The sequence below is a fragment of the Mucilaginibacter sp. SG538B genome, from assembly GCF_013376065.1.
Lineage (GTDB): Bacteria > Bacteroidota > Bacteroidia > Sphingobacteriales > Sphingobacteriaceae > Mucilaginibacter > Mucilaginibacter rubeus.
On record NZ_JABMJI010000001.1, the window covers coordinates 1,980,731 to 1,994,724 of the forward strand.

The 13,994-nt window shown below is 42.4% G+C and carries 6 protein-coding genes; all 6 read left to right on the plus strand.

Features of this window, described 5'->3' with window-relative positions:
• Window positions 1-209: 209 nt before the first annotated feature.
• The 6 genes from FHW88_RS08040 (at window position 210) to FHW88_RS08065 (ending at window position 13,948) form a co-directional block, all read left to right on the plus strand.
• On the plus strand, window positions 210-2,600 hold the full coding sequence (locus FHW88_RS08040; RefSeq protein WP_176624472.1) for an ABC transporter permease: 2,391 nt from the start codon (window positions 210-212) through the stop codon (window positions 2,598-2,600).
• Between the two features lie 99 nt (window positions 2,601-2,699).
• Entirely contained in the window at window positions 2,700-5,120 is a 2,421-nt protein-coding gene (locus tag FHW88_RS08045) for an ABC transporter permease (protein ID WP_176624474.1), read from the plus strand.
• 76 nt (window positions 5,121-5,196) lie between these two features.
• Window positions 5,197-7,620 carry an ABC transporter permease gene (locus FHW88_RS08050; protein ID WP_176624476.1) on the plus strand — a complete coding sequence of 808 codons (2,424 nt, stop codon included), beginning with the start codon at window positions 5,197-5,199 and terminating at the stop codon, window positions 7,618-7,620.
• Window positions 7,621-7,725: 105 nt separating this feature from the next.
• Window positions 7,726-10,101 (plus strand): ABC transporter permease, encoded by a 2,376-nt coding sequence (locus tag FHW88_RS08055; RefSeq protein WP_176624478.1) that lies wholly within the window; start codon window positions 7,726-7,728, stop codon window positions 10,099-10,101.
• A gap of 190 nt (window positions 10,102-10,291) precedes the next feature.
• Window positions 10,292-11,326, plus strand: coding sequence for a DUF4097 family beta strand repeat-containing protein (locus FHW88_RS08060; RefSeq protein WP_176624480.1), 1,035 nt, complete (start codon window positions 10,292-10,294; stop codon window positions 11,324-11,326).
• A gap of 201 nt (window positions 11,327-11,527) precedes the next feature.
• A complete protein-coding gene (locus tag FHW88_RS08065; RefSeq protein ID WP_176624482.1) occupies window positions 11,528-13,948 on the plus strand; it encodes an ABC transporter permease in 2,421 nt (806 codons plus the stop codon).
• Window positions 13,949-13,994 lie beyond the last annotated feature (46 nt).

Sequence of the window (13,994 nt, forward strand, 5' to 3'; positions counted from 1 at the left end):
GGTCAAAGGCGAAAGGAAGAACAAAATGGATTAAAATCCCAATTTCAAAGCCTTTTGCCTTTAACCTTAAACAATCGTTCACAAACGCACTACATGTGTTCCATTATCGTACGGTTTTAAATTGATGTTTTTTGTATAAATATCTGATTTTTAATTAATTGTATATTTGGTACGGGTTTTAATACTTTAGTGGTATAAACCATTTACCAATGTTGCGTAACTACATTAAAATAGCCTGGAGAAACCTCCTCAAACATAAAGTATTTTCATTTATCAATATTTTAGGGCTGGCTATTGGTGTTGCTGCCTTTTGGCTCATTGCCCTATATGTTATCGACGAATGGAGCTATGACCGGTACAATGAAAAGGCCGGCAGGATTTTCAGGGTTGTACAACACGGGGCATGGAACGGCGGCAAGTTTAACCTTGCAGTGACATCGGCCCCATATGCCCCCGCTTTAAAAAACGACTATCCTGAAGTTGAAGATGCTGTCCGCATAGATGCTGAAGGAGGTGGTAAAATAAGCTATGGTGAAAAGCAGATCAATGAAGGCGCCATGCTTTTTACTGATAAGGGCTTCTTTAATATCTTTACCCATCACTTTTTATCCGGCGACGCTGCCACTGCCTTAAGCAAACCTAACAGCATTGTAATTACCAAAACACTGGCCAAAAAACTGTTTGGCAACACTGCCGATGCTTTGGATAAAACGGTGCTTATCGAAAATAATCCCAATACCGTTACCGCCGTAGTAGATGATGTGCCGGTAAATTCGCAATTCAGTTTTGAGGCGCTGCGCTCGTTTCCTGATGGTTATACTGATAAATGGGGCAATGCAGGTATTTATACCTACTTACTGCTCAAAAATCCGGGCGATTATAAAAAGATAGAAGCGAGCTCGGATGCTTTCTTCAATAAATATATAAAAGGCGAACTTGGCCCAATGCAATTTACGATGGAACTGCAACCGCTTACTTCCATCCACCTGCATTCAAACCTTGATTATGAGCTTGGGAGCGTTGGTAACATCACCTATATCTATGTGTTTGGTGTAGTGGCCTTGCTAATCCTGGCAATCGCGGTTATTAATTACGTAAACCTAACTACCGCACGTTCATCGGTAAGGATCAAAGAGATCGGCGTACGCAAGGTGATCGGATCAAGCAAAAAACAACTAATAACCATGTTCTTTGCCGAATCGGTATTACTAACCGGCGTTGCTACCCTGATAGCTGCGGTAATGGTACAGTCTTTACTACCTTATTTTAACCAGCTATCGGGCAAAGATTTGATTCTATTTCAATTCGGCATTAGTAAAACGGTTATTATATCTACACTGTTTGCTTTTATTACGGGTATTTTGAGTGGCTTATACCCGGCCTTATTCCTTTCGGGTTTTCAAACCATCACTGCTATGAAAGGGCAACTGGGCAGCCAGGCTTCTACTTTAATTTTCAGAAAGGCATTAGTGGTGTTTCAGTTTGTGATTACCATTGTGATGATAGCCGGTTCATGCATTATTTACCGGCAGCTGCATTATGTAATGAACAAGGATCTCGGCTTTAACAAGGCGCAAACGCTTACTTTTCATATTCATGATAAATCGGCCCGAACTAAAATAGCAGCTATTAAAACTCAGCTGTTGCAAAACCCTGCCGTTGAGGCTGTGGGTATAGCCGGTAACCCGATAGGCAATAATGATATTGGTACAGTGAAATTCAATATCGGTGCTTATGGTAAAAACAACGCTGATTCAAAGGTGGTGGAAAGCCTGGTTGTTGATGAAAATTTTATACCAACCTTACAAATCGGGCTGGCTAAAGGACGGAATTTTTCAGCCTCGATGGCGACTGATCAGAAAGAGTCCATCATCGTCAATCAAACGCTTGTGAATGAAATGGGATGGAAAGATGCTGTTGGAAAATCGGTACGTACCGGGGTGGATGAAAACGGTAATGTAATTACACAAAAGATCATTGGTGTAGTTAAGGATTTCAATACCTATTCGCTCCAGCATAAAGTATCGCCTATGGTACTGCACCTGCCGGCTACTACTAATGATGAGGATAATATGTACGTGCGCATAGGCAAAAATAACATCCAGGCCACGCTTAATTATATCGGTAAAGTGTATGGCAGGTTTGATATTGAAAACAAGGCAGAGTTTCATTTTCTTGATCAGAATTTTGCCAAACAATATCAGTCAGAGCAAAAGCAAGGTAGCATCCTGTTCATATTCACCGTGTTGGCCATCAGTATTGCTTGTCTTGGGCTTTTCGGCCTGGTAACCTTTACCGCAGAGCAAAGGGTAAAGGAAATTGGCATCAGGAAAGTTTTGGGTGCAAGTGTAACCTCTATAGTTACCCTGTTGTCAAAAGATTTGATGAAACTGGTGTTGATTGCCACACTGATAGCGTCGCCGCTGGCCTGGTATGGCATGAGCAAATGGCTACAAAGTTTCGCATACCGCGTTGATATTAACTGGTGGATCTTCGCGGTAGCGGGTATCCTGGCTGTGATCATTGCTTTTGTAACAGTGAGTGTACAATCGGTGAGGGCAGCAAATGCTAACCCTGCTAAAAGTTTAAAAAACGAATAAACCTCACCCAACCCTCTCCAAAGGAGAGGGCTTAAAGTGTGGCTATGATATAAAATAATTAATTAAAATTCCTCCCCTTGGGGAGGTTAGGAGGGGTTTATGTTTAAAAATTACTTAAAAACAGCATTCCGTACCCTGCGTAAAAACGTGGGGTTTACGGTTATAAATATATTGGGGCTGGCCCTTGGCCTGGCTACCTGCCTTATGATTGTGCTATATGTAGCTGATGAACTGAGCTATGATCGTTTTAATGACAAAGCCAATCGCACGTACCGCGTTAATGAAGACCTTAAATTTGGTAATAATAATGTACTTTATGCCGTTGCAATGCCGCCGTTGGCTCAGGCTTTAAAAACGGATCTCCCTGAGGTGGAAGAAGCAACCCGGCTTAAAGCAGCGGGAGGGTTTCATGTTAAAAAAGGTAATGAAAGCATCCTTGAGTACGGTACCGTTTTTGCCGACCCATCGGTGTTTAATGTGTTTACGTTGCCCATGATTAATGGTAACCCGGCTACGGCTTTGAAAGAGCCAAATACAGTAGTAATAACTGAAGCTACAGCTAAAAAGTACTTTAACAGTACCAATGTTGTAGGACGAACACTTACCATCGATAACAATCAACTATTAAAGGTTACAGGGGTGATCAGGGATTTACCGAAGCAATCGCACTTTCGTTTTGATTTTTTAATGTCGATGATAAGCTGGCCTGATAGCAAATCTTCTGAATGGTTGAGAAGTGATTATAATACTTACGTGGTGTTGAAACCGGGCACAGATTACAAGTTATTTGAGAAGAAATTAACTGCCCTCCTAAAAAAATACAGCGAAGGGCAAATGCAAACGGCCTTACACGTCAACATTGCCGATTTTGAAAAAAGCGGCAGTTATTTCAGGCTTAACCTAACTCCGTTAACCGATATCCATTTACACTCAAACCGTACCGGCGAGTTAAGCAGCAACAGTTCGGTGCAGTATGTTTATATATTTTCGGCCATTGCCATATTTATATTACTTATAGCAGGCATCAACTTTATGAACCTGTCAACAGCACGTTCGGCCAACAGGGCAAGAGAGGTAGGAGTACGTAAAGTTTTAGGTTCCCCGCGTAAATATTTAATAGCCCAGTTTTTAACAGAATCGGTATTGGTGACCCTGGCATCAGCGGTTATCGCTTTTTTTGCCGTTTTACTTTTATTGCCGCTATTTAATCAAGTGTCCGGAAAAGAATTGGTTGTAGGTTCGCAAACCTTAACCTGGTTGTTGCCGGCCTTACTATTAATTGTACTGGTGGTAGGTTTTGCTGCCGGATCATATCCTGCTTTTTTTCTTTCAGCATTTCAGCCAATTAATGTGCTTAGCGGTAAACTGGCCGGTGGTTTCAAAGGCAGCTGGCTCAGGAGTGTGCTGGTTGTCTTCCAGTTTTCTATTTCAATATTCCTCATCATTGGCACCATTGTTATTTATAATCAGCTCAATTATATTCAAACCAAAAACCTGGGTTATAACCGTAACCAGGTGCTTATTATTAATAATGCGTTTGAGTTGGGCAGCCATGCCAAAACCTTTAAAAATGAGGTGAAGCAATTACAAGGCGTGGTTAACGCTACATTGACGGGTTATTTACCAACCGGTAAAAACAGGGGAACGTCCATTTTTTACAAAGAAGCGGCGGCCGATCAAAAAACTGCTTTGTTTCCACAAAGCTGGCGGGTAGACGCAGATTACATCAATACCCTGGGTATGAAGATCTCAGCCGGGCGCGATTTTTCCGCAGGCATGCCAACGGATTCCACCGGATTAGTGATAAACGAAACAGCGGCCAAGTTTTTAGGTTTTACTAATCCCGTTAATAAAATCCTGTACCGCAATATGGATGGTAACCGTGATCATGTAAAAGCTTATCACATCATTGGCGTGGTTAAGGATTTTAATTTCAATTCGCTGAGAGAAAATATCAGTCCGATGATTTTTTTAATGGACGAAGACAGTGGAAATCTGAGTATCAGGGTAAATACAACTAATTTACCGGCTCTCGTCGATCAGATAAAAAGCAAATGGCAGGGCATGACCCAAAGCCAGTTTAGCTACTCTTTTATGGATCAGGACTTTGACGCTAACTATCGGGCCGAGCAGCGTACCGGCACCATATCTATCATATTTACCGTATTAGCCATCTCCATTGCCTGCCTTGGCCTATTTGGCTTAGCTGCGTATGCCGCCGAGCAACGTACCAAAGAAATCGGGATCCGTAAAGTACTCGGTGCAAGTGTATCTGCCATAGTAAATACCTTATCCAAAGATTTTATAAAGCTGGTATTGATCTCCATAGCCATTACAACCCCTTTAGCCTGGTATTTAATGAACAAATGGCTGCAGGATTTCGCTTACCGCATCAGTATACAATGGTGGGTGCTGGTGCTGGCAGGTGCAGGCGCCATGTTAATAGCTATTGTGACAGTAAGTTTCCAATCTATAAAAGCAGCATTGGCAAACCCGGTTAACAGCCTTAAAAATGAGTAGGCAGTTTGTAGTGGCAGTTAGCAGTTATGTAACAGGAGGATACCAATGAACTAACGAACAATTGAACCAATGAACCATGTTTAGAAATTACCTTAAAACTGCATTTCGCACATTGAAAAAAAATGTGGGTTTCACCGCAATTAATGTATTTGGTTTGTCCCTTGGGCTGGCCACATGTTTACTCATTATATTTTATGTGGTTGATGAGCTAAGTTATGACAAGTTCAATGTTAAGGCCGACAGGATCTATCGCGCCAATATGCAGATTAAATTTGGCGGTATCGATCAAAGCTATGCATCGTCTCCGGCGCCGCTGGGGGCTGTATTTCAAAACGATTATCCCGAGGTTGAACGTGCCTGCCGTTTGTTGCAACGCGGCGGTTATAACGTGAAAAAAGGTAACCAAACCATTCACGAAAACAGAATGGTACTTGCAGATTCGACATTGTTTGATGTATTCACTCTGCCTATGATAGCCGGCGATCCCAAAAAGGCGCTGGTTGAACCGAATACCGTGGTTATCACTGAAAGTACGGCCAAACGTTATTTTAACAACACGCAGGTAGTGGGCAAAACCTTTACGTTTGATGAAAAGCTGCTTTATAAGGTTACGGGTGTAATTAAAGACCTGCCCAGGCAATCGCATTTTCGTTATGATTTTTTCCTGTCGATGGCATCAAATGCCGAAAGCAAAGATGGGGCATGGTTTAGCAATAATTTCAATACCTATGTGCTGCTAAAACCTGGTGTGGATGCCAAAAAATTTGAAGCAAAGTTTCCTGCATTGATGCACAAATATGCGGGTCCGCAATTGCAGAGTATCTTACATCTTACTTTTGATTCGTTTGAAGGTTCCGGCAACAAATACCAATTGAGCCTTATGTCATTGAAGAATATCCACCTTAAATCAAACCTCGTGTCGGAGCTCGACCATAACGGGAATATCCAGTATGTGTACATTTTTGGCGCGGTGGCAATTTTTATCTTATTGATAGCCTGTGTAAACTTCATGAACCTTTCAACCGCCCGTTCTGCAAACCGTGCCCGGGAGGTAGGGGTACGCAAGGTGCTTGGTTCAAGGCGTCGGTCGCTCATTGCCCAGTTCCTGTCCGAATCTATCATAGTAACATTTATTGCTACGGTGATAGCTATGCTGATGGCATATTTTCTGCTGCCGGTATTCAATAATATTGCGGGTAAAACCATGGAGCTTAATATGGGGTCATTGGTTTGGCTGATTCCCGCTTTGCTTGTTATAGTTTTGGTGATCGGCTTCATGGCCGGTTCGTATCCTGCATTTTTTCTTTCGGCATTTCAGCCAATTGATGTTTTGAAAGGCAAGCTTTCCTCTGGCTTTAAGGGTGGTATGTTAAGGAGCTCGTTAGTGGTGTTCCAGTTTTTTATATCGATTGTGCTCATCATTGGTACGCTGGTGATTTATAATCAGCTTAAATATATTCAGAATAAAGACCTTGGTTATAACCGCAGCCAGGTATTGGTGATTCATGGCGTGTATGACCTTGGCGACAAGAGCAAAGTGTTAAGAGATGAAGTAAAGCAGTTGCCCGGCGTAATAGGTGTAACCATGACAGGCTTTTTGCCAACTTCTGATTACCGGAACAGCAGCAGCGTTTTCCAGGAACGCGGGCTCGACCCCAAAAAAGCAGTGCTTGCACAAACCTGGGTAGTTGACGACAACTACCTGCCAACCCTCGGCATAAAACTGACCAAAGGCCGTAATTTCTCAAACCAGATGCCCACCGATTCGGCGGCTATGATCATTAACGAAACGGCGGCGAAACTGATGGGCGTACGTGACCCGCTTAACAAATCCATGTTTTTACCTATGGACAATATGGCCAAAACGTTTAAAGAATATCATATAGTAGGCGTTATTAAGGATTTTAATTTCGCTTCGTTGCGTAATAATGTAAGCCCGGTGATATTGATGTACGGGCAGGATACCGGCGCCTTAAGTGTAAAAGTAAATACCGCTAATATCACTGCACTTATGGCAATGATCAGCGACAAATGGAAATCCATAAAGCCGGGTAAGGAGTTTGAATATTCATTTATGGATGATGATTTTGATTCATCATACCGTGCGGAACAGCGGATGGGTACCATATTCATCATATTTACAAGTTTAACAATTGTAATAGCCTGTTTAGGTTTGTTTGGCCTTGCAGCATATGCCGCTGAACAGCGCACTAAGGAGATAGGCATCCGTAAAGTACTTGGCGCTAATGTAGGCGCTATAGTAGGTATGCTGTCAAAAGATTTTATCAAACTGGTAATGATAGCAATAGTAATAGCCATTCCGGTTGCCTGGGTCGCCATGCAGCAATGGTTACAGGGGTTTGCGTACCGGCAAAACATACAATTGTGGGTGGTAGTATTGGCTGCGGTTTTGGCCGTGTTGATCGCTTTTGTAACCATCAGCTTTCAATCCATCAAGGCGGCACTGGCCAACCCGGTTAGGAGTTTGAAAAATGAATAATTGTCATTAGGTCTTTAGCTTCGCCTCATTAGGTCATTAAAAAGAAAATGACAAAAGTGGCCAAATGACTTAATGACTATGCAGTAATGACACAATGATATAAATATGATACGTAACTACATAAAAACAGCATGGCGAAACCTTTATCGGAATAAGGGATTTTCGCTGATCCACATTTTGGGGTTAACCATGGGGATAACCGTTTGCCTCATGATATTCCTGTACATTATGAATGAGTTTAGCGTGGATAATTTTCATAAGCAGGGCAAAAATATTTACAGGGTAATGCGCGGTTTTGATAAGTCGAAAGCGCCTACATCTTACCTCTCGGGGCCTTACGGTCCTGCCATGCTGAATGATTATCCGCAGGATATCAAGATGGCAGTGCGGGTTTCTCCGCGAAATAACCTGGTTTCTTTTGGCGAAAAATCGTTCAATGAGAAAAAGGTTTACGCGGTTGACTCCAACTTTTTTAGCCTCTTTACCTTCCCGTTGCTGAGAGGGGATGCTACTTCGGCGCTAAACCATCCGGGCAGCGTGGTGCTAACTGAAACCACCGCCAAAAAATATTTCGGCAATATTGATAATGCCTTGGGCAAAGTGGTGCAGATGGATAAACGCCTGCAGTTAAAGGTAACCGGTATTGCCAAAGATGTACCTTCCAACTCGCATCTTGATTTTGATTTGGTGATGCCAATAGCCAATTACACCCGCGACCAGGGTTTTAATGTATGGATTAACAATAGCCTGTTTGTTTACCTGTTGTTGAATGAGCATAGCAACCCTGCTGCATTGGAAAGCCGCTTTCCGCAATTTATGGATAAATACATGGGCAAGGATATGCAGCGTTTTGGTACTAAATTTAACCTGAGTTTAAGACCGTTAAAGGATATCTATTTTGAAAATGCTTCGTCGTTTGATAATGTAAAACATGGGGATAAAACCGTGGTATTCATCTTTATTTCGATAGCAGTGCTCATCATGATCATTGCCTGTATCAATTTTATGAATCTGGCCACTATCCGCGCTGTCGAACGTTCAAAAGAAGTAGGGATGCGCAAGGTTTTAGGCGCGTTAAGAAACCATTTGGTATGGCAATTCATAGGCGAATCTATTTTGCTGGCGCTAATTTCATGTGCGCTTTCTATTGGTTTGTTACTCCTGCTGATGCCATCATACAACAGCCTGCTGGGGTATGAACTCACTGTATCATGGAACAGTGTACCGATTTACCTGTTTCTTTTAGGAGTTATTTTATTTGTGGGTTTCCTTGCCGGAAGCTATCCGGCTATATTCATGTCAGCCTTTTCGCCTATTGAGGCGTTAAAGGGTAAGCTTAAATTAGGCAAAGGCGGGTCATTTTTCAGGCAATCGCTGGTGGTGTTCCAGTTCAGTATTTCGGTGTTGCTTATTATTGGCACTATCGTGATAGTTAACCAGATGCGGTATGTCAAAAACAAATCATTAGGTTATGACAAAGAGCAAACGGTTATTGTGCAGATTGATAATAACGATATCTATGACCACAGGCAAACATTTAAACATCAGCTGCAAAATTCGGACTATGTGAAGTCGGTATCTCTGATGTCGGGCGAGCCGGGCGGCTTTTTTGATATGCAGGGCTTTGAGGTTGAAGGCCAGCATGAAACGTTCAAATCCAGGTCGGAATTTGCCGACTTTGAATATGTAAAAACATTTGGCCTGAAAATTATTGCCGGCAGGGATTTTTCATCACAGTTTGCTACTGATACTACGAACTCGGTATTGATCAACCGTACAGCGTCTAAAGAACTGGGCTTTACGCCGCAGCAGGCTATCGGTAAATGGATTAAAAATACGGTGCGTGATAGTAGTCGCCGCACTATCATTGGTGTAGTTGAAGATTTTAACTTCCTTTCACTTAAAGAAAACATGGATGCCCTGGTGATATCGCCAAGCGAAGACAGGCGTGTAGCCGTAATCAAATTAAAATCCGGGAATATCCAGGCTGGTTTGGCGGCTATCAAAAACATTTATGCCGAAGTTGCGCCCGTTTATCCGTTTGAATACAGCTTTCTTGATCAGCAGTTTGATACTACCTATCGCAACGATATCAGGCAGCAAACCATGTTAAGTATATTTTCAGGCTTGGCAATCTTTATAGCCTGTTTGGGCTTGTTCGGTTTAGCCTCATTTACCGCGGCGAAACGTACCAAGGAGATCGGGGTCCGTAAAGTATTGGGTTCATCGGTACAAAATATCCTTATCCTGATATCAAAAGATCTACTTAAACCGGTGTTATTAGCTACAGTGATTGCTATCCCCCTGGGTTATTACAGCATGGATAAATGGTTGCAAAGTTTCGCTTACAAAACACCTTTGCATTGGTGGATCTTTGCTTTGGCGGCTTTGCTTACATTTGTTATAGCAGTGGTTACCATTAGCTTTCAATCGTTAAAGGCGGCACTTGCAAATCCTATCCGGAGTTTGAGAAGCGAATGAGATCAGTTTGCAGATAGCAGTGGCAGTTTGCAGTAGCAGTTGAAGAAATAGGATATACCCTGAGCCCGTGTCCCCACGGGCTTTTTTATGACGTTCTGTCATTATTAGGCAGCCTGAATTTATTTTCAGCACCATGCAACGTATTTGCTAAACGCCTGGTCTTATTATATATAAACCAAAGATCATTATTATGAAAAAGTATTTACTTGTGTTATTTGTTGCCTGTGCAGGCAGCGCTTTTGCACAAAATAATCAGAAAACACCATACCTCACCAAATCATTGTCAGGACAGGCTGTGAAAAATGTATTTGTTAATACATCGGGCGGCAGTATTACTGTTAGCGGCGCATCGGGCGAAGAACCGAGAGTTGAGGTTTTTATACAAGGTAATAATGGTAATAATGACCTTTCCAAAGAAGAGATCAAAAAGCGCCTCGACGAAAATTACGACCTGAGCATTGATGTTAACGGCGGGGAGCTGCATGCCAAGGCTAAAAGCAAGCACGATGGCAACTGGGACTGGAAAAAATCGTTAAGTATCTCGTTCCGTGTGTATGTACCCGGCAGTGTGGCAACTAATCTAAATACTAGCGGAGGCAGTATCCATTTGGATAATCTAACAGGTGCACAGCAATTTGAAACCAGCGGCGGCAGTTTACATCTTGATAAAATTACTGGTATAATTAAAGGCCGTACTTCTGGCGGCAGCATTCATGTAAGCGATTCAAAAGAAAATATCGATCTGCAAACCTCAGGCGGCAGTATTGAAGCCCGTAATTGCATGGGGCATATCAGACTTGAAACATCTGGCGGTTCGTTGCATCTCGATGGTTTAAAGGGAGATATCAAAGCTACAACCAGCGGCGGCAGTATCAGCGGCAGTAAAATTGATGGCGATTTCATTACCGGCACATCAGGTGGTAGCATTAACCTTACTGATTTGTCGTGCAGCCTCGATGCTTCAACAAGTGCCGGCAGCTTTCATGCGCAATTTGTAAGCGTTGGTAAATCTGTTAAAATTGATGTAAGCTCGGGTCATATCGATCTGCAGTTACCGTCAAAACAAGGTCTTAACCTCGATTTGCGCGCCAACAAAATAGAAAGTAACCTTGCAGATAACTTCTCTGGTAACAAGGATAAAGAAAGGGTAGAAGGCAAACTTAACGGCGGCGGATCCCCCGTTGAAGTACGTGGTAATGGGCGAGTTAATCTTACCGTCAATTAATATAAGTGTAAGGAATATTACAAAGGCCTGTTGCTCAAATAGTGACAGGCCTTTTGTGTTGCCTGGGGTGTATCATAACCGAACACATGGTGTTACGTCTTCGTACAGTTTTTATATGAAATAAATCGTAATTGATTGATAATTAGAGATTTGATTTATTGGTATGGCTTTTAAACCTGTATTAAGGTTAATCGTACACTCATGTTCAGAAACTACATCAAAACCGCCTGGCGAAACTTAAGGCGGAACAAAATATTCTCTTTTATTAATGTGTTTGGCCTGTCTGTAGGCTTAGCATGCTGTATGCTCATTTGTGCTTATGTATATAGTGAATTAAATTATGATCAATATCCGGCACAGGCCAAACAAATGTATCGTGTTGGTTTACGTTCCATTGAAAATAATGGCGTAAGCGAATACCCGATGGTTGACATCGCGGTAGGACAGGGGATTAAAAATATGTTTCCCGAAGTGCTTGAAACTACAAGGCTTGCCCGTCGTGGTCCGGTTTTTATAAAATATAACGACAGGCAGTTTAAGGAAGAGCATGTGCAGATGATAGATGCCAATTTCTTTCGCCTGTTTTCGATACCATTGGTTGATGGTGATAATAAAACCTGCTTTACTGAGCCTAACAGCATGGTAATCACGAGGGCCATGGCTACCAAATATTTTGGCAACCAGGAAGCTGTAGGAAAAGCTGTTACAATAGACGGGAAGCCTTATAAAGTAACAGGAGTAATTGACAAAATACCCGATGATTCGCACTTTCATGGCGATGCATTTTTAAATATGGCCCCTTTTGTTGAAAAAGCAAAGCAAAGCTGGAGCAATATTGGTTATTTTACTTATGTGGTATTAAATAAAAATGCCGACGCAAAAAAACTGGAAGCTGCTTTCCCTGAAATGGTGCGGAAATTTGTTGTGCCCGAAATTGCCCATGATATGGGTACGAGTTTGGCACAGGCAAGCAAATCGGTGAACACTTTCCTGTTTTTCCTGCAGCCTTTAAGCGATATCCACCTGCACTCGGCAACCAAATACGAATTGGAGCCCAATGGCGATATTCATTATGTATATATATTTGGTGCATTGGCCGCTTTTATATTGATATTGGCCTGCATTAATTTTACTAATCTTTCAACGGCAAGTTCGGCCAAGCGCTCAAAAGAAGTGGGCATCCGTAAGGTGCTTGGTTCTGAAAAGAGCGGACTGGTTTCCCAGTTCCTCACCGAATCGGTTATGCTAACCTTAGGGGCTTTATTATTGGCATTAGGTATTGTATATCTGCTGTTACCGCTGTTCAATAACTTGGCAGGGAAACATATCGAACTTAGGTTTTTCCTGAGCCCTATGGCTTTGCTTATCGAACTGTTTACAGCTTTTGGCGTTGGAATTCTCGCAGGTATTTATCCGGCATTCTTCTTGTCCTCGTTCCAGATCATCGCTGTGTTAAAAGGCAACAGCGCTACCAAAGCAGAAGGAAAAGGGATTTTACGCAGCGGATTAATCATTTTTCAGTTTGCGGTATCTACAGCACTTATTATATCAACTTTTGTAGTGTACCAGCAATTACACTATATGCAGAACAAAAAGTTGGGTTATGATAAAGACCAGGTATTGATAATTAATGATGCCTATACCTTAGGCCATAATGCAGATGCTTTCAAAAATCAACTTCTGCGCAACCCGCAGGTGTTGAATGCTACTATATCCAGCAGTGTGCCAGGTATGTTAGCCGGTGTTGATGGTACCCAAATTGCTGCTAAAGAATTTGATGACAAGGGTGGTCATGCCGAGATCCATACCAATATTTACCATGTGGATGAAAGTTATGTGCCTACTTTAGGTTTACAGGTCATCAACGGGCGCAATTTTTATCAATCCTTTCCCGCCGATTCGATGTCGGTTGTAGTGAACGAAGCTTTAGTAAAAGGTTTGGGATGGGGTAACACCAACCCGATAGGTAAAACTATAGTGCGTTCAGCCCGTACCCAATACAAAGTTGTAGGTGTGGTTAAAGATTTTCACTATGCTTCGGCCAGGCAAAAAATTGCACCATTAATGCTTTTATCGGGGCATAGTACAGGTACATTAATTTTGAAGGCTAAAACCGCCGATATAAAATTGCTGATTGCGAGCCTTAAAACCGAATGGGACAATCTCAGACCGGAAGCTCCTTTCAGTTATTCGTTCCTTGACGAGCAGTACGCGTCACTTTATGCCTCTGAGCAACAAACCGGCAAAATATTTACGGTATTCTCCTGTGTGGCTCTGATCATCGCCAGCTTAGGTTTATTCGGCCTGGCAGCTTTCATGATCAGGCTTAGGGTTAAAGAGATCGGTATTCGCAAAGTGCTGGGCGCATCAACCGCGAATATAACAGTCATGTTATCGAAGGAGTTTTTGAGGTTGATCGTCATTGCTTCTGTTATATCGTTCCCGGTAACATGGTTTGCCATGAACAAATGGCTGCAGGATTTTGCATATCGCATCAGCATCCAATGGTGGGTATTTTTACTCGCGGGCACTATTGCGCTGGTAGTTGCCGCTGTTACTATAAGCTTTCAATCAGTTAAGGCAGCTTTGGCTAATCCGGTGAAAAGTTTACGTTCAGAATAGGTCATTGGGGCATTTGCTTCGCGTCATTAAGTCATTGAAAAGTTCA

What these genes read in the sequence shown, in the direction of transcription:
- FHW88_RS08040 (WP_176624472.1), top strand. Translation starts at nt 210, where the DNA reads ATGTTGCGTAACTACATTAAAATAGCCTGGAGAAACCTCCTCAAACAT.
- FHW88_RS08045 (WP_176624474.1), top strand. Translation starts at nt 2,700, where the DNA reads ATGTTTAAAAATTACTTAAAAACAGCATTCCGTACCCTGCGTAAAAAC.
- FHW88_RS08050 (WP_176624476.1), top strand. Translation starts at nt 5,197, where the DNA reads ATGTTTAGAAATTACCTTAAAACTGCATTTCGCACATTGAAAAAAAAT.
- FHW88_RS08055 (WP_176624478.1), top strand. Translation starts at nt 7,726, where the DNA reads ATGATACGTAACTACATAAAAACAGCATGGCGAAACCTTTATCGGAAT.
- FHW88_RS08060 (WP_176624480.1), top strand. Translation starts at nt 10,292, where the DNA reads ATGAAAAAGTATTTACTTGTGTTATTTGTTGCCTGTGCAGGCAGCGCT.
- FHW88_RS08065 (WP_176624482.1), top strand. Translation starts at nt 11,528, where the DNA reads ATGTTCAGAAACTACATCAAAACCGCCTGGCGAAACTTAAGGCGGAAC.